Annotated in this window: 19 protein-coding genes; 14 read left to right on the forward strand and 5 right to left on the reverse strand. The window is 73.7% G+C overall.

Annotated elements, in window-relative coordinates; translation table 11 throughout:
• The first annotated feature begins 340 nt into the window (after positions 1–340).
• On the forward strand, positions 341–1,525 hold the full coding sequence (locus LP52_RS13330; protein ID WP_040273747.1) for an ROK family transcriptional regulator: 1,185 nt from the start codon (positions 341–343) through the stop codon (positions 1,523–1,525).
• 85 nt (positions 1,526–1,610) lie between these two features.
• Here LP52_RS13330 and LP52_RS13335 read toward each other — a convergent pair whose 3' ends face one another.
• Together LP52_RS13335 and LP52_RS13340 are read right to left on the reverse strand one after the other, a co-directional pair.
• Entirely contained in the window at positions 1,611–2,381 is a 771-nt protein-coding gene (locus LP52_RS13335) for a metallophosphoesterase (RefSeq protein ID WP_040273748.1), read from the reverse strand.
• Between the two features lie 172 nt (positions 2,382–2,553).
• The gene (locus LP52_RS13340) at positions 2,554–5,928 is read right to left on the reverse strand and encodes a DNA polymerase III subunit alpha (protein WP_193789987.1); all 3,375 of its coding nucleotides are present in this window, start codon (positions 5,926–5,928) and stop codon (positions 2,554–2,556) included.
• A gap of 400 nt (positions 5,929–6,328) precedes the next feature.
• Between LP52_RS13340 and LP52_RS13345 the strand changes: the two genes are divergently transcribed.
• Complete coding sequence (locus tag LP52_RS13345) at positions 6,329–7,036, forward strand: metal-dependent transcriptional regulator (protein ID WP_040273832.1); 708 nt, start codon at positions 6,329–6,331, stop codon at positions 7,034–7,036.
• Between the two features lie 53 nt (positions 7,037–7,089).
• Here LP52_RS13345 and LP52_RS13350 read toward each other — a convergent pair whose 3' ends face one another.
• Positions 7,090–8,079 (reverse strand): aldo/keto reductase, encoded by a 990-nt coding sequence (locus LP52_RS13350; RefSeq protein WP_040273834.1) that lies wholly within the window; start codon positions 8,077–8,079, stop codon positions 7,090–7,092.
• A gap of 275 nt (positions 8,080–8,354) precedes the next feature.
• Here LP52_RS13350 and LP52_RS13355 point away from each other — a divergent pair, with 275 nt between their 5' ends.
• Positions 8,355–9,227, forward strand: coding sequence for an LLM class F420-dependent oxidoreductase (locus tag LP52_RS13355; protein ID WP_040273751.1), 873 nt, complete (start codon positions 8,355–8,357; stop codon positions 9,225–9,227).
• A gap of 210 nt (positions 9,228–9,437) precedes the next feature.
• A complete protein-coding gene (locus LP52_RS13360) occupies positions 9,438–9,773 on the forward strand; it encodes a DUF2795 domain-containing protein (protein WP_040273752.1) in 336 nt (111 codons plus the stop codon).
• A 40-nt stretch (positions 9,774–9,813) separates the two neighbouring features.
• Here LP52_RS13360 and LP52_RS13365 read toward each other — a convergent pair whose 3' ends face one another.
• Positions 9,814–10,506, reverse strand: coding sequence for a (2Fe-2S)-binding protein (locus tag LP52_RS13365; RefSeq protein WP_238580908.1), 693 nt, complete (start codon positions 10,504–10,506; stop codon positions 9,814–9,816).
• A 355-nt stretch (positions 10,507–10,861) separates the two neighbouring features.
• A complete protein-coding gene (locus tag LP52_RS13370) occupies positions 10,862–11,650 on the reverse strand; it encodes an MHYT domain-containing protein (RefSeq protein WP_040273755.1) in 789 nt (262 codons plus the stop codon).
• 330 nt (positions 11,651–11,980) lie between these two features.
• Here LP52_RS13370 and LP52_RS13375 point away from each other — a divergent pair, with 330 nt between their 5' ends.
• The 10 genes from LP52_RS13375 (at position 11,981) to LP52_RS13420 (ending at position 24,876) form a co-directional block, all read left to right on the forward strand.
• The gene (locus tag LP52_RS13375) at positions 11,981–13,015 is read left to right on the forward strand and encodes an iron-siderophore ABC transporter substrate-binding protein (RefSeq protein ID WP_040273757.1); all 1,035 of its coding nucleotides are present in this window, start codon (positions 11,981–11,983) and stop codon (positions 13,013–13,015) included.
• 159 nt (positions 13,016–13,174) lie between these two features.
• Positions 13,175–14,113: a metal ABC transporter substrate-binding protein gene (locus LP52_RS13380; protein WP_040273759.1), complete on the forward strand. Its 939-nt coding sequence runs from the start codon at positions 13,175–13,177 to the stop codon at positions 14,111–14,113.
• Positions 14,114–14,175: 62 nt separating this feature from the next.
• Positions 14,176–14,901: a metal ABC transporter ATP-binding protein gene (locus LP52_RS13385; protein WP_040273835.1), complete on the forward strand. Its 726-nt coding sequence runs from the start codon at positions 14,176–14,178 to the stop codon at positions 14,899–14,901.
• Between the two features lie 44 nt (positions 14,902–14,945).
• Positions 14,946–15,761: a metal ABC transporter permease gene (locus LP52_RS13390; protein ID WP_052809810.1), complete on the forward strand. Its 816-nt coding sequence runs from the start codon at positions 14,946–14,948 to the stop codon at positions 15,759–15,761.
• A 300-nt stretch (positions 15,762–16,061) separates the two neighbouring features.
• Positions 16,062–17,468, forward strand: a complete 1,407-nt coding sequence (locus LP52_RS13395) for an MFS transporter (RefSeq protein WP_040273762.1) — start codon at positions 16,062–16,064, stop codon at positions 17,466–17,468.
• Complete coding sequence (locus LP52_RS13400) at positions 17,465–19,561, forward strand: molybdopterin oxidoreductase family protein (RefSeq protein WP_040273764.1); 2,097 nt, start codon at positions 17,465–17,467, stop codon at positions 19,559–19,561. Before LP52_RS13395 ends, LP52_RS13400 begins: the two co-directional genes overlap by 4 nt.
• Before the next feature lie 90 nt (positions 19,562–19,651).
• Positions 19,652–21,091, forward strand: a complete 1,440-nt coding sequence (locus tag LP52_RS13405) for an FAD-dependent oxidoreductase (protein WP_040273765.1) — start codon at positions 19,652–19,654, stop codon at positions 21,089–21,091.
• A gap of 124 nt (positions 21,092–21,215) precedes the next feature.
• Positions 21,216–21,764 carry a (2Fe-2S)-binding protein gene (locus tag LP52_RS13410; RefSeq protein WP_040273767.1) on the forward strand — a complete coding sequence of 183 codons (549 nt, stop codon included), beginning with the start codon at positions 21,216–21,218 and terminating at the stop codon, positions 21,762–21,764.
• A complete protein-coding gene (locus LP52_RS13415) occupies positions 21,761–22,792 on the forward strand; it encodes an FAD binding domain-containing protein (protein ID WP_052809805.1) in 1,032 nt (343 codons plus the stop codon). Before LP52_RS13410 ends, LP52_RS13415 begins: the two co-directional genes overlap by 4 nt.
• Positions 22,789–24,876: a xanthine dehydrogenase family protein molybdopterin-binding subunit gene (locus LP52_RS13420; RefSeq protein WP_040273768.1), complete on the forward strand. Its 2,088-nt coding sequence runs from the start codon at positions 22,789–22,791 to the stop codon at positions 24,874–24,876. The genes LP52_RS13415 and LP52_RS13420 overlap by 4 nt, the downstream gene beginning before the upstream one ends.
• Positions 24,877–25,291: the final 415 nt, after the last annotated feature.

A 25,291-nucleotide genomic window follows, 5' to 3' on the forward strand; every position in this document is an offset into this window, starting at 1 on the left:
CGGTGGCTGGGCGAGGGGATCCGGCCGGGTCCGGCGCCGCGCGCCGGGTAGGGAGCGGCGGGTGGCGCCGGGCCGCAGCCGGCGGGCACGGCGCCCGGCCGCCGGGCGCCCGCGGTGCCGGGCACATGCGGAGCCGTTGCAGGGGCCATGTCAGCGCTCCAGGGGACGGGCGGCAGTGGGCCGGCGGAATCGGCGGCTGCGGGATGCGCCGCGGCCGAGCAGGGTCCCTGGAAACGTAGCCGCCCCTTCGGGTTCCAGACAAGCTTAACTTCTGAACATTCTTTTACATAAGTTCCCACCTTTCCGGTGATTCCGGTGCGAAAGCATGTTTCAATGAGGCATGCCCCGTAGCAAGGCCGCCGCCCCCGCCTCCAGCGGGCACGTGCTCGAGCTCATCCGCAGCGGCGAGGCCGCCACCCGCACGGAGATCGGCCGCGCCACAGGACTCTCCCGCCCCGCGGTCGCGCTGCGCGTCACCGAACTGCTGCGCCACGACCTGGTCACCGAGGACCGCGCCGCGCCCTCCGGCGGCGGACGCCCGCCCGCCCGCCTGGCGTTCAACGCCGCGGGCGGCGTCGTCCTCGCGGCCGTCCTGGGCGTTTCGCACAGCCAGGCCGCCGTCTGCGACCTGAGCGGGCGCCTGCTCGCCCGCGGCAGCGGCTCGCCCGAGATCGAGCACGGCCCCCACGCCGCGCTGCCCTGGCTGCTGGAGACCTGGCAGCGGCTGCTGGAGGAGTGCGGCCGCGGCACCGGCGACGTGCGCGGCAGCGGTATCGGAGTACCCGGAACCGTCGAGTTCGCCACCGGGCGCGCGGAGACCCCGCCGGTGCTGGCCGACTGGGGCGGCGTCGAGATCGCGCCCCTGGTGGCCGAGCGCTTCCCCGCCCCCGTCCTGCTCGACAACGACGTCAACGCCATGGCTCTGGGCGAGCACCGCGCCGTGCACCCCGGCGTCGGCGACCTGGTCTTCGTCAAGGTCTCCACCGGTATCGGCGCGGGGGTCGTCGCCGGCGGCGAACTGCTGCGCGGTTCGCTGGGCGCCGCCGGGGAGATCGGGCACATTCCGGTGCGCGACGGCGGCGGCACCCCCTGCCGGTGCGGAAACACCGACTGCCTGGAGGCCGTGGCGGCCGGGCCGGCGCTGCTGGCGCGCATGGCCGCACAGGACCGCCGCGTGGCGGGGGTGGCCGAACTGGCCGCGCTGGCCTACGAGGGCGACCCCGACGCCGTGCGGCTGGTGCGCCAGGCCGGGCGCCGCCTGGGCGAGGTGCTCGCCGGTGCCGTCAACCTGCTCAACCCCGAGGTGATCGTGCTGGGCGGGCTGCTGGGCCGGGCCCACGACCACCTGGTGGCCGGGGTGCGCGAGGTCGTCTTCCAGCGCTCCATCCCTCTGGCCACCCGCCAGCTGCGCGTCGTGGGCAACCGCAGCGGCGAGGAAGCGGGCCTGCACGGCGCCGCGACCATGGTGCTGGAGCGCGTCCTGTCCCCGGAGGCCGTCAACGCAGGCATCGCCGCCCGGCAGTGAGCACTCCCCGCCGGTGCGCCGAGCGCGGCCGAACGGGGTCCTGCGGGGACGGCCCGAGGGCTGCGCGGCGCCGGTGCCGGGCCCCTCACCCCTCCTGCGGGGGCACCGTCCGGTAGTGGGTGGTCATCCGGCCCTGGTCGTCGAGGATGTGGAAGGCCATCGCCGGCGGCTGGGCCTCGGTGACCCGGTGGGCGTCCTCCCAGGGCAGCGGGAGGACGCTGACGGTGCCGGGCGCCACCAGCAGGGGGCGCCGGGCGAAGGAGGTGGCCGCCGGGGTGTGGGCGTGCCCGCACAGCAGGCCGGCCACCTGCGGATGGCGCGACAGCAGCGCCGCCAGCCGGTCCGGCTCCTGCAAGGCGATGGGGTCCACGGAGGGCAGGTGCAGGGGCGCCGGGTGGTGGTGCAATCCCAGCACCACCGGGGTGCGGCCGAGCCCGTCGAGCGTGTCCTCCAGCCAGGCCAGCGTCTCCTCGGAGAGCAGGCCGCCGCCCTCGCCGGGCACCGTGGAGTCGCACACCACGACGGCGCCGCCGTCGAGGCGGTAGACCGCGTTGACCGGCGCCTCGCCGCGCTCCTGGGGGCCGGTCTCGCCCAGCATCACCCGCCGGAAGGGCGCCCGCCCGTCGACGACGTCGTGGTTGCCGGGGCAGACCATCACCGGCAGCCGACCCGCCAGCAGGGCGCGAACCTCCTCCAACTGGGCGACGGTGCCGTGCTCGGTGAGATCGCCGGCGACCACCAGAGCGTCCAGAGCGTCGGCGATCCCGTCGAGGTAGGCCGCCACCCGCTCGACCCGCTCGCGGGCGCGAGCGCCGCCGTCGATGTGCAGGTCGCTGATGTGGGCGAGGGTGAGCAAGGTGTCGTCCTTCGCGCGTGTCGGCCGCGGACCGGACCGGTTTCCGGCCCGTTGCGAACCCTAGTGTTGCGGGGTTTCCGGCCGGAGCACGCACGAGGAACCCTCGGGGGACTTTCCGCGCCGGCGACCGCAGAGGCCGGGCGGCCCCGGGCGGTTCCCTGCGGCGGGCCGCTCACCGGCCGGCGCTGCCCGGGCTGGCGTGCCAGAGCTTGCGGGGCGCGCCCGCCGCCCCCGCCGGTGCGATATCGGCGTAGGTCGACAGCTCATAGCCGCTGGCGTAGCGGATCCGCCGCCCGCCGACGCCGCTGACCGGCACGCGCGCGGGCGCACGGCCCAGCCGCTCGCGCAGCGCCGTATCGGCGTCCTCGCCGCCCTCATGCCAGACCCGCGCCAGCTCCTCCAAGTCATAGGCGTGGGTGGCGTTGACCGTCGCCATGCCCGAGCCGACCCGGCGCACCTTCCCGCGCACCGCCAGCAGCCAGGACCCGAAGACGGTGGCGGCGCAGCGCTCCTGCACCGACTCGAAGAACGTCAGATCCACCAGTCCGGTGGCGTCGTCCAGCGTGGTGAAGATGATGCGCTGGCCCGAGCGCACCGCCGGAGTCTGGGTGGCCACCTTCACCCCCAGCACCAGCACCTGGGCTCCGTCGGGGACCGCGGTCAGGTCGCGGGCGCGCACCGCGCCGCACACGGCCTCCAGCGCGGCGGTCAGCTCGGCGTAGCAGTCCAGCAGGTGCCGGGAGGCGTCATAACCCAGCACCTCCAGCTCGGCCTGCACCGCATCCGCCGGCGTCATCGGCGGGAGCCCTTCGTCGCAGGTATCCTCGGCGGCGGCCTCCAGGGCGATGGGCAGCTGCCCCCCGCCCAGCGGCCGGCGCGCGGTACGCTCCAGTGCGCTCACCCGCAGCATCAGGTCGCGCCGGGTGAGCCCGCCCGTATGCGGGGAGTCCTCGCCGATCCCGTAGAGCGCGTCGAAGGCGCCCACCCGCACCAGTCCCTCCAGCACCCCGCGGGAGGGGCGCGCCCGGGTGGCGACGTCGTTCAGCGAGGTGTAGGGGCGCCCGGCCACCAGCGCGTCGATCTCGGCGTCGGTGATGCCTTTGACGTCGGCCAGCGCGGCGCGGATGCCCAGCCCGCCCTGCTGCGGCACCGGCTCCACCCTCCATTCGCGCTCGGAGCGGTTGACGTCTGTGCCCAGCACCGGAACGCCGAAGCGGCGGGCGTCGTCGATGACGGCGCGGCGGGGGTACATGCCCGGGTCGTGGGTGAGGACCCCGGCGTAGAAGGCCGCCGGATGGTGCCGCTTGAGCCACGCCGACTGGTAAGTGGGCAGCGCGAACGCCGCCGCGTGGGCCTTGCAGAACCCGAACGCGCCGAAGGAGGACAGGATCTGCCAGACCTCCTCGACCGTCCGCTCGCTGTGGCCGCACTCGCCGGCCATGGCCGTGAAACGCCGGCGCACCTCCTCCTTGCCCGCGTCGGTGCCCAGCTGCCGGCGCATCGCCTCGGCCTGGTCCAGCCCGCAGCCGGTCATGGCATGCAGCACCGCGATGACCTGCTCGTGGAAGACGACCACCCCGCCGGTATCGGCCAGCACCTCCCAGAGCACCGGAGTGGGGGGCTCGGGCGCGCGCTCGCCGTCGCGCGCGGCGATGAAGGGGGTGATCATGTCGCTGTTGACCGGGCCGGGACGGAACAGGGAGATGTCGGCGATCAGATCGTCCATGCCCTCGGGGCGCAGCCGGCTGACGAGCTCGCGCTGGCCGGGCGACTCGATCTGGAAGCAGCCCAGCGTGGCCGAGGAGCGGATCATCGCATAGGTCGCGGCGTCGTCGGCGGGCAGTGCGTCCACGTCGACGCACTCGCCCTCGGTGCGCTCGACCTCGGTCAGCGCGTGGGTCATGGCCGACTGCATGCGCACCCCGATGACGTCGAGCTTGATCAGCCCCATCTCCTCGACGTCGTTCTTGTCGTACTGGACCATGTCGTAGCCGATCCGGCTGGGCTCCAGCGGTGCGCGGTCACGCAGCGAGGAGTCGGAGACGACGATGCCGCAGGGGTGCAGGGCGATGTGGCGGGGCAGTCCGTCCAGGCGCTCGGCCAGCCGGAACAGCGTCTCCACCGGGTAGTCGGACAGGCCGCCGGAGCGCAGTTCGGGCAGGTCGGCGCAGGCCTCGCGGATCTGGCGGGCGCGGATGTGCGGAAAAGCCTTGGCCAGCACGTCGATCTCGTGGGGCGGCACACCCATCACCGAGCCCACGTCGCGGATGGCGCTGCGCGCGCGGTAGGTCTCCATCATCGACACGCAGGCGGCGTCGGGGTAGGCGTCCAGGATCACCTGGTAGGCGTCCAGCCGGCGGGCCGACTCCACGTCCAGGTCGATGTCGGGCAGGCCGGTGCGGCTCTCGGCCAGAAAACGCTCCATCAGCAGCCCGTGGGCCAAGGGGTCCACCGCCGAGATCCCGATGAGGTGGTTGACCAGGCTTCCGGCGCCCGAGCCGCGGATGGAGCAGCGGATGCCGTGCTCGCGGATGCGGTGGGCGATGTCGGCGACGGTGAGGAAGTAGGCGGAGAAGCCTTTGCGTTCGATGACCTCCAGTTCGCGGGCCAACCGGGCGCGTGCGCGCGTGTCGCCCTCCAGGCCCGACCTGGCCATGCCCTCCCGGCAGGCCAGCCACAGCCGGTCGCGGGCGCCGGGGATCCCGGGCAGGTGGTGGCGGTCCATACCCAGGTCGGCGCCGGACTCCAGGCTGCAGGAGGCGGCCAGGGCGCGGGTGTGGGCCAGCAGCCGCCGCACGGCGGTGCGGTCGGGGCCGCAGATGCGTTCGGCGACACCGGTCATCTCCGCGGTGCCCTTCAGGTAGGCCTGGGAACCGCAGGGCTCGGGCGGCGGCCCGCCGCCGGGCAGCCAGCGCCGCGCCTCGTCCAGGACGCGGGCGACCTCGGCGCCGGAGCGCTCGGGGTAGCGCACGGCGTTGCTCAGCACCGCCAGGGTGCGGGTCTCCTCGGCCAGCCGCAGCATCGCGGTGGCCCGGCGGTGCTGGGCGGGCCCGTAGTGGTCGACCAGTTCGACGGCGGTCTCGGCGGACTCGCGCCAGCGCTGCAGGCACCGGCGGGCGCGTTCCATGTGGTGCTCGGCCGCCGCCAGCCCGACGTCGGACTCGGGTCCGGCGAGCACGACCAGGCCTTCGGCGTGCTCGGCCACCATCGCATGCGAGACGGCGGGCACTCCGCGCGTCCCGGCGGCGTGGGCGGCGCTGACCAGCCGGCACAGGGAGGCCCAACCGCGTCGGCCGCGGGCCAGCACCACCACCCGGCCGCCCTCGGGCGCGGCCACGGCCAGGTCGGCGCCCAGCACAGGCCGGATTCCGGCCCGCTCGCAGGCGCGCACGTGCTTGACGGCGCCGTAGAGGCCGTCGCGGTCGGTCAGCGCGAGCATGTCCATGCCCGTCTCGGCCGCGCGCTCGGCCAGCGCCTGCGGAGGCGCGGTGCCGTGGCGCGCCGACGCCGCGGAGGCGGTGTGCAGGTGGGCGAAGGCGTCGGCCATCAGCGGCGGCCTCCCGGGCGCGCCGCGGTGGCGGCGAGTGCTGCGGTCATGGATCCCCCCGTTGCCGCGGCCAGAGCTGGGCAGTCGGTGCCGCGCCCGGGGAAGACAGGCCGAAATCGAACTCGTGTACGAATGCTACCGCACGGATGATCATGGATAAAACCATGAGCAGGGCAAATCACGGTCGTCGTCGAGGCGGCGGCCGCACACGGCGCGGCGGCCGGGGGTTTCGGTCAGACCGGCGCCACGATGGAGATGCGCCCCGAGCGGCGCCCCGCCACCGGCGCCGGCGTCGCGGCCCTGCACGAGCGTCTGCGACGCATCGAGGAGCTGCTGGACCAGAGGTGCCCCCACAGGTGAGCGACCGCTCACCCGCGCCCGGCGCGATACCGTGGCGACCATGGAGAACGCATCCGAGCGGCCGTCCACCTCGGTCGAGGACTACGTCAAGGTCATCTACGACCTGCAGGAACGCGGTTCCGGCCCGGTGACGATCTCGGCGATGGCCGAGCGGCTCTCGGTGTCCAACTCCTCGGTCTCGGGGATGCTGCGCAAGCTCGGCGAACTGGGGCTGGTGTCCCACCGCCGCTACGGAGACGTGCAGCTGACGGAGACCGGCGACAAGGCCGCGCTGGCCGTCCTGCGCCGCCACCGCCTGCTGGAGACCTACCTGGTCGAGGCGCTGGGCTACTCCTGGGACGAGGTCCACGACGAGGCCGAGATCCTCGAGCACGTGGTCTCCGACCGGTTCGTCGACCGCATCGCCGCCTACCTGGGCCATCCCGCGGTCGACCCGCACGGCGACCCCATCCCCACCCGCGAGGGCGACGTGCCCGAGCGCGAGACCCAGCTGCTGTCCGCGGCCGAGGCGGGGACCACGGGAGTCATCGTGCGGGTCAACGACTCCGACCCCGACCTGCTGCGCCACCTCGCCGAGCAGGACATCGGCATCGGCATGCGCATCGAGCTGGTGGAGCGCCGGCCCTTCGGCGGCCCGCTGATCGTGCGCACAGGCACCTCCGGTGATCAGCGCGAGCAGGCCCTGGGCCTGCTCGCCGCCGAGGCCCTGTGGATCGCTCCGGCCTCCGTGCAGGAGGGGCGGGGCTGACAAGGGGACCGCCACCACGCCCGACGCTCTCCGTCGCCCGCGCCGCCTGTGTGTCAGACGGGCAGGTGGCGCATCTGCGGTTCGGGGTAGCGCTCGCCCGCGGCCGCGCCCGGCGGCACGGCGCTTTCGAGTTCGGCGACCTCTTCCCGCGACAGCTCGACGTCCAGCGCGCCCAGCGCCTCGGAGAGCCGGTCGCGCCGGCGCGCGCCGACCAGCGGTACGACGTCCTCGCCGCGCGCGGCCACCCAGGCGATAGCGGCCTGAGCCGGTGTGATGCCCTTGTCCTGGGCCACAGCGCCCAGCGCCTCGGCCAGGCTCAGGTTGTGGCGCAGGTTCTCGCCCTGGAAACGCGGGCTGCGGGCGCGGAAGTCGTCGGCCGCCAAGCCGCGCTCGCTGCTCCAGTGGCCCGACAGCAGCCCGCGTGAGAGCACACCGTAGGCGGTCACCCCGATGCCCAGTTCGCGGGCGGTGGGCAGGATCTCGTCCTCGATGCCGCGGGAGATCAGCGAGTACTCGAACTGCAGGTCGCAGATGGGATGCACGGCGGCGGCACGGCGCAGCGTCTCGGCGCCGACCTCGGAAAGCCCGATGTGGCGCACATAGCCGGCCTCGACCATTTCGGCGATGGCGCCCACGGTCTCCTCGATCGGCACCCGGGGGTCGAGGCGGGCCGGGCGGTAGACGTCGATGTGATCGGTGCCCAGGCGGCGCAGCGAGTAGGCGAGGAAGTTGCGGACCGCCTCGGGACGGGCGTCATAGCCCACCCATGATCCGTCGGGGCCGCGCATCCCGCCGAACTTCACACTGATGACCGCGTTGCCGCGGTCGCGCTCCTTCAGCGCGTCGCGCAGCAGCATCTCGTTGTCGCCCATGCCGTAGAAGTCACCGGTGTCGAGCAGGGTGATTCCGGCGTCCAGGGCGCTGTGCACGGTGGCGATCGCCTCGGTGCGGTCGGTCGGACCGTAGAGGTCGGACATGCCCATCATGCCCAGCCCCAGGGTCGACACCCGCGGGCCGGTGCTGCCGAGGCGGCGTGTCTCCATGGTCACAGTAGGACTCCTTGATTGTTCGTCGATAACGTCTATCCGTTAACGACGATACATTATCATTGGTAACAAACAAAGGGTTTCGGTGATTGTGGACGTCGGAGTGCTGACACCGCAGCCGGGCGGCTACCTGCGTCGGAGCCTCGGCGACGCCCGGTCCCGCCGCGTCCGCCGGGCCCTGATCGCTTTGCGGCGGGGCCGGGCGCTGATTCGATGGGCGCGGACGACACACGCACCCGAGGACTCGGGCGCACCACGGTAAGGAAGCCGCCATGCGTATCGGTATCCAGATTCCCCGCTTCACCAGTGCCGGCAGCCCTGAGCACATCGGCCCGGCCTTCGCCCGCACCGCGCGCGAAGCCGACCAGGCGGGGCTGTCCAGCCTGTGGGTGATGGACCACTTGTGGCAGATCGAAATGGTCGGCGCCGTCGAGGAGCCCATGCTGGAGGGCTACTCGGCGCTCTCCTACGCCGCCGGGGTGACCGAGAACATCACCCTGGGCACGCTCGTCACCGGCGCCGTCTACCGCCACCCCGGCATGCTCGTCAAAAGCGTCACCACCCTGGACGTGCTCTCGGGCGGGCGCGCCTGGCTGGGGATCGGGGCCGCGTGGTTCGAGGGCGAGGCGCTCGGGCTGGGGTTGCCCTTCCCGCCCACGGCCGAGCGCTTCGAGCGCTTGGAGGAGACGCTGCAGATCGCTCAGCGCATGTGGTCGGACGACGAGAGCCCGTACCACGGCAGGCACTACCGGCTGGAGCGCCCGCTGAACTCCCCGGCCTCGGTGCAGCGGCCGCACCCGCCGATCCTCATCGGCGGGGGAGGGGAGAAGAAGACGCTGCGCTACGTCGCCAAGTACGGCGACGCCTGCAACCTCTTCGCCGGTCCCGACCTGGAGCACAAGCTGGGCGTGCTGCGCGAGCACTGCGCCGCCGAGGGCCGTGACTATGCGGAGATCGAGAAGACCTCCCTGGCGATGGTGGGGCCCGACAGCAGTGTCGACCAGGTCGTCGACGAGTGCGGCCGCCTCGCCGAACTGGGGATCGACCACGCCATCTGCACCGGCTACACCGACGCCGAGGGCGCCGCCGCCTTCCTCGGACGCGTCGCCGAGCAGGCCGCGGCCATCACCCCGGCGGGCCGCTGACGACCGCCTCGCGCGGGGCGCACCGGCCGGTTCCGCACTCCGGCACCCGCGGAGCCGGCCGGGCCGCGCGCCGAGCCGGGCCGACGGTGAATGGCAGAGGCGGCGGCGGGTAGTCGGCGGGTGCACGCCCGGTGCCGTGAGCCGCGTCTACGCAGCCGCGCCGACGCGGCTCACGGCACCGGGGCAGCGGCCGAGCGAAAGGAGCGCCCGATGGCGGCACTGCACGACGTCGAAGGGCTGAAGCAGATCCTGTCCGGTCTGGACTTTCCCGTGGGCAAGGACCGGATCGTGGAGTACGCCCAGGAGCAGGGCGCCGACCGGTTCCTCCTCAGCGCCCTTCAGGCCATGCCCCCGGCGGACTTCAACGAGCCCAACCAGGTCCTGCGGGCCGTGCCCCAGGACGAGCTCGGCGGGCAGAAGCGCGACGAGTCCGACCGCGCCCAGCAGCGCCGGCACCACACCAAGCCCGGCGTATCCGAGCGGGCCAAGGAGGCCGGGCCGGTCAACCCCATCGAGGAGGAGCTCGGCGAGAACCGCGGCTCCTGACCGGCCTGCGGCGGCCGGCCCCGGGCCCGGGCGGGGCCGCTCAGGCCCGCCGGGCGCGCGCGGCGATCGGGCAGTCGCCGCAGACCCCGCCGCCGGGGATGCGGTAGTACAGGCAGCACGTCGCGCGGGTGAACACCGCGGGTCCCGCGTCGCCGGGCCCGGTGGGGGAGTAGGCGCCCAGGCCGCGCAGCGGCGGCCGCTCAAGCAGCAGGCGCACCAGCGCGAACGCGTCCTCGGCGAGCCCGGGGCGGTCCGCCGCCAGCGCCGCCGCGGCCCCGGCCAGGGCGGAGGCCGCGTCGCCGTAGAGCAGCCGCGGTGCCAGGCGCACCCGCGCGCGCAGCGTCTGGGCCGCGGGCACCAGCACAGCCGTCACCACGTGCTCGGCCACGAGGTCGGCGGCCGCCTCGGCGCGCGGGCGGTCTCCGGAGGCGGCGGCACCCGCGCCCTCGCCCAGTGCCAGATGCAGCCGACCTCCGGACACGCGCCAGCGCAGCGCGGCGGGCGGCGCGACGATGCCGTGGCACAGCGCCGCGGCCACCTGGGGCGAGAGCAGCCGCGAGGCCAGGCCCTGGTAGCCGAGGGAGGCCGCCGCCCGCGGTTCGACGTCCTCCACCGGACGGCCGGCCGCGGTCGCGAGCCCGGCGCGCACGGACGCGATCTCGGTGTCGACCAGGTCGGCGCGCCACAGGTCGGCAAGGGGGCGCCGGGTTCCCGGAGCGGAGCCGGTCTCCACGGCGAAGAAGGCGTTGACGGCGCCGACGTCGACCAGCGCCGCCCGCAGTGCGGGATCGATGGTCAGTGCCTCCGGTTGACTTCCTCCCCCTCCTGAAGGAGGGGGATTCCGACCGTCCCCGAGGGAACGGTTCCGCTTACGCGGACTGCCTCACGGCAGCGGTTTCCTGTTTCGTCGCCGACCGCGGACGGGCGAACCCGTACCGTCTCACATCAGCTCCCCAGGCCTCACCCGGGAGTCTCTCCCGGGCTGCGACTCGACCAGCCGCACCGATGTCCGGCGTCGAACCGGGAGAAGTGCCGGTTGCCTGCCCGGATTCCTCCCCGGCCACAAGGCCTGGGCATCCTCCGGGAAGTCAGGTGAACACCGAGTCCTCCGGCGGCCGGGGCCGGGTGTTCGCCGCCGGCCGGTCCGCCTCGTTGTCGGCGGGCGAGAGCATCAGTATCAGCGAGACGATCATCAGCAGCAAGCCCAGCCCCACGAACACCGGCAGGAAGAAGTCCATCATGGTGGCACCGGAGACCGGGGAGTCGAACGGGGTCTCGGGCAGCGCGGTCACGCTCATGCCGAACATGGCGGTGTAGTGCATGGCCGCGACCGCGGCCGCCATGACCAGCGAGGCCAGGAGGGTGGCGGGCAGGCCGCGCAGTCGCAGGGCGAACAGCAGCGCGAGGGTGGAGGCCACCAGGGCGACTACCACCGCGGCGGCCGTGTAGCGGTGGTCGTGCTGCATCTGGGCCTGCATCCGGATCGAGGCCATGCCCATGTAGTGCATCGAGACCACGCCCAGGCCCATGATGGCCCCGCCGCCCAGCACCGCGGTCCAGCCGGGTCGCCACATCATGCTCCAGAACAGTGCCACACCCACGACGGCGACGGCCAGCAGGCCGCTGAGGACGGTCAGGAGCACGTCGTAGCGCAGTGCGGTCGACTGGACCGAGAAGCCCAGCATCGCGATGAAGTGCATCCCCCAGATCGCCGCGGCACCGAGGGCGAAGGCGGCGACGACCAGCCATCCGGATCGGATCGCGCCCCGGCTGCGGCGCGCGCGGCCCGCGGCCTGCAGCCCGATGAGGGACCCGAAGAAGGAGACCGCGTAGGCGATCGCGGGCGTCGTCCAGCCGTAGGCGAAGTGTTCGATCATCGTGGCTTTCCAGGGGGGTTCTGTCCGTTTTGGGACAGATAAGGAAAGCGTAAAGCACTTCCGGCGGCGGGCGCGAGCCTGTCCTCGTGGCCATGTGCGGCCATGTGCGGCGCAAAACACCTGGTGGCGGGGGGCGTTTCGGTGCGGCCGCACGGGGGTGCCGAGGTCTCGGCGCCACGGCCGCCCTGGGCGGCCCGCGGCCGCGCCGGCGGGGAGGGGGTCGCCGGCATGGCGCCCCGGGTGACAAACCAGGAGGAATGTGGGTTAGGGTAGCCTCACCTAGCCGCGTTTGGCCGGTACGTTCGACCCTGATCCGAGAAAGGCCCACCTATGCCTTCGTTGACGAGGGCTTCGGCCCCCCTTGCCCGAATCGCCCTGGTCGCGGCAGCAGCCGTGGCCGCCGCCGGCTGCGGCGCTCCCTCCGGCACCGAGACCGACAGCGGCTCCGCCGGCGGCGACTGGTCCCCGGTGACCATCGAGCACGCCCACGGCTCGACCACGATCGACCAGAAGCCCGAGCGCATCGTCACCGTGGGCTGGTCGGACGAGGCCACCCTGCTCGAACTGGGCATCGTCCCCGCCGGCATGAACGCCTCCACCTACGCCGGCGACGAGGAGGGCTACCTGCCCTGGGACCTGGAGAAGATCGAGGAGCTGGGCGCCGACAAGCCCGAGCTCATCAACACCGACGACGGCATCACCGCCGAGCAGGTCGCCGCCCTGTCGCCCGACCTGGTGCTGGGTGTGCAGTCGGGCATGACCGAGAAGGAGTACCAGCAGCTCTCCGAGGTCGCCCCGACCGTGCCCTACCTCGACCAGCCCTGGATGACCGGATGGAAGGAGCAGGCGCTCACCATCGGCAAGGCCGTGGGCAAGAAGGAGGAGGCGCAGCAGATCGCCGACGACACCTCGGCCTACATCGACAACCTGGCCCAGGACCACCCCGAGTTCCAGGACACGACCTACGCCGTGGGCACTGTCATGCCCTCCACCGGCGAGTTCGGCTTCTACATCGGCAAGGACGCCCGCCCGGTCATCATGGAGCAGCTCGGTTTCTCCCCCGCCGGCTTCGCCGAGGACCTGCCCGTCGAGGACGGCCAGTTCTACGGCACGCTCAGCCAGGAGAACGCCGACAAGATCGACGCCGACGTGCTCGTGATGTGGTTCAACACCGCCCAGGAGCGCGAGAAGCTTGAGGACAACCCCGTCTTCCAGAAGGTCGAGGCGGTGCAGGACGACGCCTACATCGGCTACGAGGACCCCGAGCAGTCCATGGCGATCTCCACACCCAACCCGCTGACCATCCCCTGGGTGCTGGACGGCTTCGTCGAGGACCTCGGCAAGGCCGCCGAGGGCCAGGCCTGACCGGCGGCGTCGCCTCGCAGCGCCCCGCCCCGCAGTCCGCAGCACACACGGCGCCCCCGCCGCGACCGCACCAACCGGTGCGGGCCGCGGCGGGGGCGCCGTGTGTGGATCCGGGGGCGAGCGCGCATGGACACCGGCGGCCTGTGGTAGTAGTTGGGCGTGCCAAACATTCGAGATCGCCGTACTTCAACCAGCGCAGCGGCGGCGGCCGCTGCGCTGGTGTGCGCGGCCGGCTGCACACCGGCCGGGGCGCGTCCGGATTCCGACGACGGCCGGCTCACGGTCCTGACCACCTTCACCGTGCTGGCCGACATGGTCGCGAACGTCGCCGGCGACCGTGTCGACGTCGAGTCCGTCACCCGCGTGGGCGCCGAGATCCACTCCTACGAACCCAGGCCCGAGGACCTCGTGCGCGGCAGGGACGCCGACCTCGTGCTGCACAACGGACTCGGCCTGGAAGCGTGGTTCACCCAGTTCACCGAGCCCGTGGACGCACCCACCGCAGTCCTCTCCACGGGCGTGGAGACCGTGCCCGTCGTCTCGGGCGGCCACGAGGGCGAGCCCAATCCCCACGCCTGGATGTCGCCGGACAACGCGCTGGTCTACGTCGACAACATCGCCGCCGCCCTCAGCGAGCTCGACCCGCCCAACGCCGACGCCTACGCCGCCGACGCGAAGGACTACAAGAAGCGCATCCGGGAGATCGGCGAGGACCTGGAGACCGAGCTCGCCGGGGTCCCCCGGTCCCAGCGCGCCCTGGTCACCTGCGAAGGCGCCTTCTCCTACCTGGCCCGCGACGCCGGCCTGGCCGAGCGCTACCTGTGGCCGGTCAACTCCGACACCCAGGCCACCCCCGGCCAGGTCGCCTCGGTGGTGCGGTTCGTACGGTCCAACGACGTGCCCACCGTCTTCTGCGAGACCACCGTCGACAGCGGCACCCAGCAGCGGGTCGCCGAGGAGACCGGCGCCGCTTTGGACCCCGACCTCTACGTGGACTCCCTGTCGCCGCCGGACGGGCCCGTGCCCTCCTACCTGGACCTGCTGCGCTACGACACCGAGGCCATCGCCGCCGGACTCACCCGCAAGGAGGACGCGTGACCGCCACCGGGACCACCGCAGCCGCCCCTCAGCCGTGCGCCCAGAGCGCGGCACCCGCTCTCGTGGTGGCGGGGGTGACGGTGCACTACGGCGACGTCTGCGCCCTCGAGGACGTCAGCCTGAGCGTGGGGCCGGGCCGCATCTGCGGCCTGCTGGGCGCCAACGGTTCGGGCAAGTCCACACTGTTCACCGCGATCATGGGCCTGACCGCCGCCGACGCCGGCAGTGTGCGCATCCTGGACTGCGACCCGGCGACGGCGCGCAGGCGCGGCACGGTGGGCTATGTCCCCCAGTCCGAACAGGTCGACTGGGCGTTTCCGGTGCGCGTGATCGACGTGGTGATGATGGGCCGCTACGGACGCATGGGCCCCACCCGCCGGCCGCGCCGGGCCGACCGCGAAGCCGTCGATGCGGCCCTGGAGCGCACCGGACTGGCCGACCTCGCCCACCGCCAGATCGGCGCCCTCTCCGGCGGCCAGCGCAAGCGGGCGTTCGTGGCACGCGGCATCGCCCAGGGCGCCCGGGTGTTCCTGCTCGACGAGCCCTTCGCCGGTGTGGACCGGGGCTCCGAGGCCACCATCATCGAGGTGCTCGCCGCCATGCGCGACGAAGGCCACACTCTGCTGGTCTCCACCCACGACCTGGCCGGGGTGGGTCGGCTGTGCGACGAGGCCGCCCTGCTGCAGCGCCGGCTGCTCGCACACGGCCCTCCCGGCGAGGTGCTCGCGCCCGAACGGCTGATGGAGGCCTTCGGCATCGCCCCCCTGCCCGAGGGCAGGCCGGCGTGAGCGCGCTCGTGGAGTGGTTCGCCCTGCCGCTGCAGTTCGACTTCATGCAGCGCGCGCTGCTGGTCAGCCTCGTGGCCGGCGTCGTCTGCGCCCTGCTTTCCTGCTGGATGACACTGACCGGCTGGTCGCTGCTGGGCGACGCCGTCTCCCACGCCGTGCTGCCCGGCGTCGTGCTGTCCTACCTGCTCGGCCTGCCCTTCGCGGTGGGCGCACTGGTCTTCGGCGCGGGCTCGGTCGCCCTCATCGGCGCGGTCAACCGCACATCGCGCGTCAAGGAGGACGCGGCGATCGGCATCGTCTTCACCGCGATGTTCGGCATCGGCGTGGTGCTGATCTCCCGCGTCCCCTCCGAGACCGACCTGATGCACATCCTCTTCGGCAACGTGCTGGGCGTCTCCGACTCCGAGATCCTGCAGATTCTGGCGATGGCGGCGCTGGTCGTGACCGTGGTCGCGGTCAAGCACCGCGACCTCACCCTCTACGCCTTCGACCCCGTGCACGCCCACGCCATCGGCCTGCGCCCCCGCCGCCTGGAGGCGCTGCTGCTGGCGCTGCTGTCGGTGACGGTGGTCATCGCGCTGCAGGCGGTGGGCATCATCCTGGTGGTGGCCATGGTGGTCATCCCCGGCGCGACCGCCTACCTGCTCACCGACCGGTTCGAGCGCATGCTCCTCATCGCCGTCGCGGTCTCGGTGACCGCCTCCGTGCTGGGCACCTACGTCAGCTTCTACGCCGACGTCGCCACCGGCGGCGCCGTCGTGGTCGCCCAGGCCTGCGGATTCGCGCTGGCCTACCTCGGCGCGCCCCGGCACGGCGTCCTGGCTCGCCGCCTGCGCCGTAGGACGGTCGCGGCGGGCTGACCGGCGCCGATCGGCGTCCCGCGGCAAAGCGGGCCCCCGGCGCGACGCGCCTGGGGCCCGGAACGCGGTGGCGAGGACGCCGTCCCCCAAGATGAAATCTACAATGTAAAGCCCGCTGTTCAGATACGTTCGCTCTACCGCAACCCGCTCCACTTCCTCGACCGGACTTCACTACGGCCGACAGCCTGCGGTGAGCGCTCCGTTTCCCGGGTGTTACGGCAGGACACGCCCCGGCAACTCCGGCTACCTACCGTCGGTCACGTTGCGCGACCCCAGCCGTCGACCGAGGAAGGCCAGGCCGTGACCGCACCGAGCAGCACCCCGCCCCGCACCCGCGGGCGGTGGATCACCCACTGGGAGCCCGAGGACACCGCGTTCTGGAACGCCACGGGTCGGCGGGTGGCCAACCGCAACCTGTGGGCCTCCATCTTCGCCGAGCACATCGGGTTCTCGGTGTGGAGCCTGTGGTCGGTACTGACCCTGTTCATGACCCCCGAGACCGGATTCGACTACACCGCGGCGCAGAAGTTCCTGCTGGTCTCGGTCGTCTCCCTGGTCGGCGCCTTACTGCGGGTGCCCTACACCCTGGCCGTGCCCAGGTTCGGCGGCCGCAACTGGACGCTGATCTCGGCGGCCGCACTGCTGGTTCCCACCGGGACGGCCGTGGTGCTCATCCAGCGCCCCGACACCCCCTTCTGGCTGTTCGTGCTGCTGGCGGCCACCGCCGGACTGGGCGGAGGCAACTTCTCCTCGTCCATGGCCAACATCAACTCCTTCTTTCCCGAGCGCAGCAAGGGCTGGGCGCTGGGGCTCAACGCCGGCGGCGGCAACATCGGCGTGGCCACCGTCCAACTCGCCGGGCTGGGCGCCATCGCGGCCTTCGGCGCGGCCCAGGGCCACCTGCTGGCCGCGTTCTACATCCCCCTGCTGATCCTGTCCGTCGCCCTGGCCTGGACGCGCATGGACAACCTCGCCGGCGCCCGAGCCGACGTGGGAGCCCAGATCGCCGCCGCCAAGGACCGCAACTTCTGGATCATGTCCTTCCTCTACATCGGAACCTTCGGCTCCTTCATCGGATTCTCCTTCGCCTTCGGGCTGCTGCTGCAGAACCAGTTCGACCGCACCCCGCTGGAGGCCGCCGCGGTGACCTTCATCGGCCCCCTGCTGGGTTCGCTGATCCGCCCGGTCGGCGGCCGAATGGCCGACCGGTTCGGCGGAGCCCGGGTGACCCTGTGGAACTTCGCGGCCATGGCTGCGGGCACCGCGATCATCGTCGCGGCCTCGCTGCAGGAGTCGCTGGCGCTGTTCACCGCCGGATTCATCGCGCTGTTCCTGCTCACCGGCATCGGCAACGGCTCCACCTACAAGATGATCCCGGCCGTCTACGCCGCCGAGGCCGAGACCCAGATCGCCGCCGGCGTGCCCGCGGAGCAGGCCTACGCCCGGAACAAGCGCGTCTCCGGCGCGGTGCTGGGCCTGGTGGGCGCGGCCGGGGCCCTGGGCGGCGTGGGTATCAACCTGGTCTTTCGCCAGTCCTTCCTGAGCTTCGGCAACGTGATCCCCGGATACGTGGCCTTCCTGGTCTTCTACCTGGTCTGCCTCGTGGTGGTCTACCGCGTATACCTGCGCCGCCCCGCCGGCGGCGACGCCGCGGCCCGGGAGGCGCCGGCGGAGCAGGGCGCGGTCGGAGAGGCGGCCTCCCGATGAGCACCGCCACCCACTGCCCCTACTGCGCCCTGCAGTGCGCCATGCACGTCGAACCCGGCCCCGACGGCGCCCCCGCCGCGCGCCCCGCGGAGTTCCCCACCAACCGGGGCGGGCTGTGCCGCAAGGGCTGGACCTCGGCCGAACTGCTCTCCTCTCCCGAGCGCATCACCCGCCCGCTGCTGCGCACCGACCGCACGGGCGCATTCACCGAGACCGACTGGGACACCGCCCTGGACCACGTCGCCGCCAAGCTCGCGGACCTGCGCGCCGCGCACGGCCCGGATGCGGTGGCGGTCTTCGGCAGCGGCTCGCTGACCAACGAGAAGAGCTACCTGCTGGGCAAGTTCGCCCGCCTCGCGCTGGGCACCTCCCAGATCGACTACAACGGCAGGTTCTGCATGTCCTCGGCGGCCGCGGCCGGCAACCGCGCCTTCGGCCTCGACCGCGGCATGGGATTCCCCCTGCCCGATGTGGCCTCGGCCGAGGTGGTCCTGCTGGCGGGCGCCAACCCCGCCGAGACCATGCCGCCGATGATGGGCCACCTGACCGCTCCCCGGCTGATCGTGGTCGACCCGCGCCGCTCGGCCACCGCCGCCTACGCCCTGGAACACGGCGGCCTGCACCTGGCGCCGCGCCCGGGCACCGATGCCGCGCTGGCCCTGGGCCTGCTGCACGCCGCCCGTACCCAGCACCTGCTCGACGAGGACTACATCTGCGCCCGCACCACAGGCTTCGAGGCGGCCTGGCGCTACGCCGCGGCCTTCTGGCCCGAGCAGACCGAGCAGGTCACCGGGGTGCCTGTGCACCGCATCCGCGAGGCCGCCCGCCTGCTGGGCACGGCCGGCGGCGCCTACGTGCTCACCGGGCGCGGCAGCGAGCAGCACGCAACGGGCACCGACACCGTCTCGGCCTGGATCAACCTCGCCCTGGCCTTGGGCCTGCCCGGCCGCGAAGGCTCCGGCTACGGCTGCATCACCGGCCAAGGCAACGGCCAGGGCGGGCGCGAGCACGGCCAGAAGGCCGACCAGCTACCCGGCTACCGCAGGATCGACGACCCGGCCGCCCGAACCCACGTGGCCGGCGTATGGGGCGTGGAGCCCGAAGAGCTGCCCGGGCCCGGCCGCAGCGCCTACGAACTGCTCGACGCCCTGGGCACCGAGGACGGGCCGCGGGCGATGCTGCTGCTGGGATCCAACCCCGCGGTTTCGGCACCGGGGACCGAACGCGTCCGAAACCGGCTGTCTGCCCTGGAGCTGCTCGTCACCTGCGACTTCGTCATGTCCGAAACCGCCGCGATGAGCGATGTGGTCCTGCCCGTGGCCCAGTGGGCCGAGGAGGAGGGCACGATGACCAACCTTGAGGGGCGCCTGCTGCGGCGCCGGGCCGTGCTGTCCGCGCCCGCGGGGGTGCGCACCGACCTGGAGGTCCTCAGCTCCCTGGCCACCCGCCTGGGACAGCCCGCCGAGCGCTTCCCCGACCGGCCCGATGCGGTCCTGGCCGAGCTGGGGCGGGCTTCGGCCGGGGGCGGCGCCGACTACTCCGGCGTCACCCCCGAACGCCTCGAACAGGGCGAGGAGGTGTTCTGGCCCGCGGCCGACGCGGCGGCGAGCACCCCGCGCATGTTCCTCGACGCCTTCGCCCACCCCGACGGCCGCGCGCGCTTCGCGGCAGTGGGCCACCGGGGCGCCGCCGAGGAGCCGGATGCCGACTACCCGCTTTATGCCACCACGGGGCGGATGATGGGCCACTACCAGTCCGGCGCCCAGACACGGCGCATCGGCGAGCTGGCCGCGGCCGAGCCGGAAGCCTACGTCGAGGTCCACCCCGACACCGGCGCCCGCGCCGGGTTGGAGGAGGGCGACTGGGCGCGGGTGGTCTCGCGGCGCGGAGCCACCCTCGCCCGCATCCGCCACCGCGCCGACGCGCGGGCCGACACCGTGTTCCTGCCGTTCCACTTCGGCGGAGCCCAGGCCGCCAACAACCTCACCAACCCGGTCCTTGACCCCACGAGCCGCATGCCCGAGTTCAAGGTCAGCGCCGTCCGGCTCGAACACGCCGACACCGCCCCGACCGCGACGCCCGGCGGCGGCTGAGGCCGCCGCGCGCACCCGCCCAGATCCCAGGCCGACGAAGGGAGGCGGTGCCGCCCGCGCACCCGCGCCGGTACCGGCACCGACACAACCATGGTCCAACACCCCGCGCGCCGCATCGTCGTCATCGGCAACGGCATGGTCGGCGCCCGTTTCGCCGAGGAGGTCGCCCGGCGCGACCCCGCCGGAGGGCGTGTCGGTGTCACCGTCGTGGGAGCCGAGGACGAGCCCGCCTACAACCGGGTCCTGCTGCCCGGGGTGCTCGCCGGAGACTACGCGCCCGACGACATCCGCCTGCCCGTGCCCGAGGCTCCGTCGGTGACCGTGCGCACCGGCACCGCCGCCCTCGCCTTGGACACCGCCCGCCGCCGGGTGACCCTCGACGACGGCACCGGTTTGGACTACGACGACCTGGTGCTGGCCACCGGCGCCCGTGCCGCCTTCCCGCCCATCCCCGGACTGGCCGCCGCCGACGGCGCACCCGAGCAGGGCGTCACCGCCCTGCGCGACGTCGCCGACTGCCGCCGCCTGGACGCACTCGCCCGCCCCGGCGGCCCCGTCGTGGTGCTCGGCGGCGGCGTGCTGGGGCTGGAGGCCGCCCGCGCCCTGGCCGAACGCGGCATGCGCGTATCCCTGGTGGAGTCCTCACCCTGGATCATGCGCCGCCAGATCGACCGGCCCGCCGCCCAGATCCTGGCCGAGCAGTACAGTGCGCTGGGGATGGCCGTGCACTCCTGGCGGGTGGCGGCCCGCTGGATCCCCGGAACCGGCCTGGAACTCGACGACGGCCGCGTCTTGGCCGGCGACGCGCTGGTGGTGACCGCCGGGGTCAAGGCCAACACCGAACTCGCCGCCGCGGCCGGCATCGAGACCGAGCACGGCGTCTGCGTCGACGACACCCTGGCCACCGGCGACGCCCGCGTGCACGCCATCGGCGACTGCGCCCAGCACCGCGGCGGAGGCGCCGGCCTCGTTCAACCCGGGTGGGAACAGGCCGCGGTCCTGGCCGACCGGCTCACCGGCACCCGCCCCGAGGCCCGTTACGGCGGTGCCCGCCCCGTCACCCGCCTCAAGGCCGACGGCATCGAACTGACCTCGATGGGCGAGGCCGAGGCCGACGACACCGCCGAGACCGTCACCATCGCCGACCCCCACGGCGGCCGCTACGCCAAGCTGTCGGTGCGCGAGGAGCGCATCGTGGGAGCCGTGCTGCTGGGCTTCGCCGAGCCCGCCTCGGCCATCGCGCAGATGTACGACACCGGCACCCCGGTACCCGCCGACCGCCTCGCCCTGCTCACCGGCCGCCCCGCGCCCGAGGCCGAACCGCAGGGGGCGGCCGCCGCCGACCCCACCGTGTGCCGCTGCAACGCCGTGACCCGCCAGGACCTGGAGACCGCCTGGCTGGACGGCGCCCGCACCCGCACCGACATCGCCGCGTCCACGCGCGCCACCACCGGCTGCGGCGGATGCACCCGCGACGTCGACGCGCTGCTGTCGGGCTGGAACGGCGCCAGCCCTCTCGCGGCGACCTGAGGCCGCCGAGCGCCCCGGCCGGCCGCGGGGCCCGGGGCGCTCGGACGCGGAGGCGTGTTTACCGCGTCCGGCTCGGGTCAGCGGAGCCGGCGAGTCATGCTGCCGGGCCGACGGCGAGGAGCCCATGGAGGCCGACATCACGCTGACGGTGGACGGGCGGCCCCGCGCACTGCGCGTGGACACCCGCACCACCCTGCTGGACGCACTCCGCGAACACCTGGACAACACCGCACCGAAGAAGGGCTGCGACCACGGCCAGTGCGGGTCGTGCACGGTCCTGCTCTCCGGCAGGCGCGTGGTCAGCTGCCTGATTCTGGCCGCCGCGGCCGACGGCGCCGAGGTCACCACCGCCGCCGGCCTGGGCGACGAGGCCGCGCCCCACCCCCTCCAGCAGGCCTTCGTCGAGCACGACGGCCTGCAATGCGGCTACTGCACCCCGGGCCAGGTCTGCTCGGCCGCGGGCGTGCTCGACGAAGCCGCCGCCGGCTGGCCCAGCGCCGCCACTCCGCCGGACGACCTGGCCGAGGGATCCGCCCCCGTGCTCACCGACGCCGAGATCCGCGAGCGCATGAGCGGCAACCTGTGCCGCTGCGGCGCCTACGCCGGCATCGTCGCCGCCGTAGGCGACGCCGCCCGCGCACACGCCCCCGCCGAGAGCGGAGGCAACCGATGAACCCCTTCGACTACCACCGCGCCGAGGACGCGGCCGGCGCCGCCGCCCTGGTCGCCGACAACCCCGCCGCGGCGTTCCTCGCCGGAGGCACCAACCTCGTCGACCGTATGAAGCTGGGCGTGACGGCCCCCGACACCCTCGTCGACATCACCCACCTGCCCATGGACGAGGTCGAGGAGCTGCCCGAGGGCGGCCTGCGCATCGGCGCCAACGTCCGCAACAGCGAGGCGGCCGCCCATCCGCTGGTGCGCACCCGATACCCCGTGCTGTCCCAGGCGCTGCTGTCGGGCGCCTCGGGACAGCTGCGCAACGCCGCCACCACCGGCGGCAACCTGCTGCAGCGCACCCGCTGCGTCTACTTCCAGGACCTCAGCACCCCCTGCAACAAGCGCGAACCCGGCTCGGGCTGCTCGGCTCTGGAGGGATACCAGCGCTACCACGCCGTCTTCGGCGCGTCCCCCGACTGCGTGGCCACCCACCCCTCCGACATGGCCGTGGCGCTGGCCGCCCTGGACGCCCAAGCGGTGGTCCAGGACGCCGCCGCCGAGCGCCGCATCCCGGTGTCCCGGCTGCACCGGCTGCCCGGCGAAGCCCCCGAGCGCGACACCGTGCTCGCCCACGGCGACCTGATCACCGCCGTGGAGCTGCCTGCCATGCCCATGGCCGCCCGCGCCCGCTACCGCAAGATCCGCGACCGCGCCTCCTTCGCCTTCGCGCTGGTCTCGGCCGCGGCGGCGATGGAGCTCGCCGAGGACGGCACCGTCGCCGATGCCCGCATCGCCCTGGGCGGGGTCGCCCACAAGCCCTGGCGTGCGCGGCTGGCCGAGGAGGCGCTGATCGGCGCGGCCGCCACCGGGCACGACTTCGCCGCCGCGGCCGAGGCCGAGCTCGCCGAGGCCCGCCCGCTGCCCGGCAACACCTTCAAGCTGCCGCTGGTCCGCGCCGCCATCACCACCACGCTGGGCGAGGTCGCCGACGGTGTGCGCGGCCGCGGCGCAGGGCCCGACCAGGGAGAGGGGGAGCGGTGACCACCACCCGCGCCGCAACCGCCACCGGCACCGGGCCCCGCCGCGCCGACGGCCCCCGCAAAGCCGCCGGCACCGCCCCCTACGCCTACGAGTACCCGGTCGCCGACCTCGCCTACATCGCACCGGTGCAGGCCACCGTCGCCCGCGGCCGGGTGCTGGAGGTCGACGCCTCCGACGCCGAGGCGGTCGAGGGGGTGCTGACCGTGCTCTGGCACGCCAACGCCCCCCGACTGGAGCCCGACCCCGACCTCAGCGGCCTGCAGCGCGCCGCCGAGCTCGCCGTGCTGCAGTCGGGCGAGGTCGCCTACCGCGGCCAGGTCGTGGCCGCCGTCGTCGCCGAGACCTTCGAGGCAGCCCACCAGGCCGCAGCGCAGGTCACAGTGCGCTACGAGCAGTTCCCCCACGACGTCGACCTCTCCGACCAGCGCTCCGACGCCGTCGCACCCGAGGAGGACCACCGGCAGGGCGACACCGCCGGAGCGGAGCCCGCCGACGTCGTGGTCGAGCACACCTACACCACGGCGATGCAGCACAACAACCCGATGGAGCCGCACTCCACCGTCGCCCACTTCGACGGCGCCGCGCTGACCCTGTACGAGTCCACTCAGGGCGTCCACGAGGTGCGGCGCACCGTCGCCGCCATCGCCGGACTCGACCCCCGAAGCGTGCACGTCATCGCGCCTTACGTCGGCGGCGGGTTCGGCTCCAAGGGTCCGCTGCACGCCCCCACCGCCCTGGCGACGCTGGCCGCCATGGCCCTGCCCGGCCGCTCGGTCAAGCTCGCACTGACCCGCCGCCAGATGTTCGCGCTGGTGGGCTACCGCAGCCCCACCCTGCAGCGGGTCCGGCTGACCGCCGACGCCCAGGGCCGCCTGTCGGGCATCGACGTGGTGGCCACCGTGCAGAGCTCGGCCCTGGCCGACTTCGTCGAACAGGCGGCCCTGCCGTCGAAGTCGATGTATGCGGCCCCCAACCGCCGCATGGGCCACCGCGCCGTGCACCTGGACGCGCCCGTGCCCACCTGGATGCGCGCCCCCGGCGAGTGCCCGGGCATGTTCGGCCCCGAGGTCGCCATGGACGAGCTGGCCTGGTCCTGCGGGCTCGACCCGATCGAGCTGCGGCTGCGCAACGAACCCGACCGCGACCCGCACACGCACAAGCCCTTCTCCAGCCGAAACCTGGCCGCCTGCCTGCACGAGGGCGCCCGCCGCTTCGGCTGGGACGGCCGCGCGCCGGTGTCGGCCGCGCGCACCGAGAACGGTTGGCGCGTGGGCCTGGGGGTGGCCGCCTCCACCTACCCGGTCGTGCCCCCGCCTTCGGGCTCGCGCGCCCGCATCCGCTACGAGGGCGAAGGGGTCTACGTCGTCTCCCTGGGCGCCGCCGACATCGGCACCGGCGCCTGGACCGCACTCACCCAGGTCGCCGCCGACGCGCTCGGGGCACCGCTGGAACGGGTCCGCGTGCGCCTGGGCGACACCACACTGCCCGAGGCGTCGCTGGCGGGCGGCTCCACCGGACTCGCGTCGTGGGGCTCGACCGTCCACGCCGCCGCCGAGGCCTTCCGCGCCCGCCACGGCCAGGCGCCCGAGCCCGGCGCCGAGGCCGAGGCCGACCTGCCCGACAACCCCGACGGCGACGACTTCGCGATGTTCGCCTACGGCGCCCAGTTCGCCGAGGTGCGGGTGCACGAGGCCACCGGCGAGGTGCGCGTGCCGCGGCTGCTGGGGGTCTTCGCCGCCGGGCGCATCGTCAACTCCCGCACCGCCCGCTCGCAGTTCCTCGGCGGCATGACGATGGGGCTGTCCATGGCGCTGCACGAGGAGAGCGTGGTCGACGGGCGTTTCGGCCACGTCGTCAACGCCGACTTCGCCGAGTACCACATCGCCGCCAACGCCGACGTCGAGGACATCCAGGCGCACTGGATCGACGAGGAGGACCCCCACGTCAATCCGCTGGGCGCCAAGGGCATCGGCGAGATCGGGATCGTGGGCACCGCAGCGGCCGTCGCCAACGCCGCCTACCACGCCACCGGCGTGCGGGTCCGCAGCCTGCCGGTGCGCCTGGACGACTTCGTGGGCGCCTGAGCGCACCGCCCGCCACCCGTTCCCGCCCGCAGAGCCGGCGCGCGTCGGTGGCCGCGTCCGCTCGCGACGCTGACGCGGGTGGGCCGCGGAGAAGGGGCGGTGTGCGCGAAGCGCCGGGTGTCGGCTCGCCGTCGAGCGCGGGGAGCGCGGGGAGACCGTATCCCGCCCGGTGCGCCACCGCTCGGCAGGAGAGAAGTGCGGAGCCGCTACCGCGCGGCGCCCGGCTTCGGGAGCGCGGAAAAGGCCCGGCGTGCGCTCGGCGGCGATGGGGCACACCCGCCGACCGGGGGCGCCCCATCGCCGCAGACCACCCCCTCGACTCGGATGAGCCGCGCCGTATCCCGATCCCCTCAGCGTCCCCTCGGCTCACGAGGGTCCGCGCGGTGGCCCGACCGTCGGCACACCGGCGGGTCTG

Source organism: Streptomonospora alba, from assembly GCF_000826685.1.
Classification (GTDB): Bacteria; Actinomycetota; Actinomycetes; order Streptosporangiales; family Streptosporangiaceae; genus Streptomonospora; species Streptomonospora alba.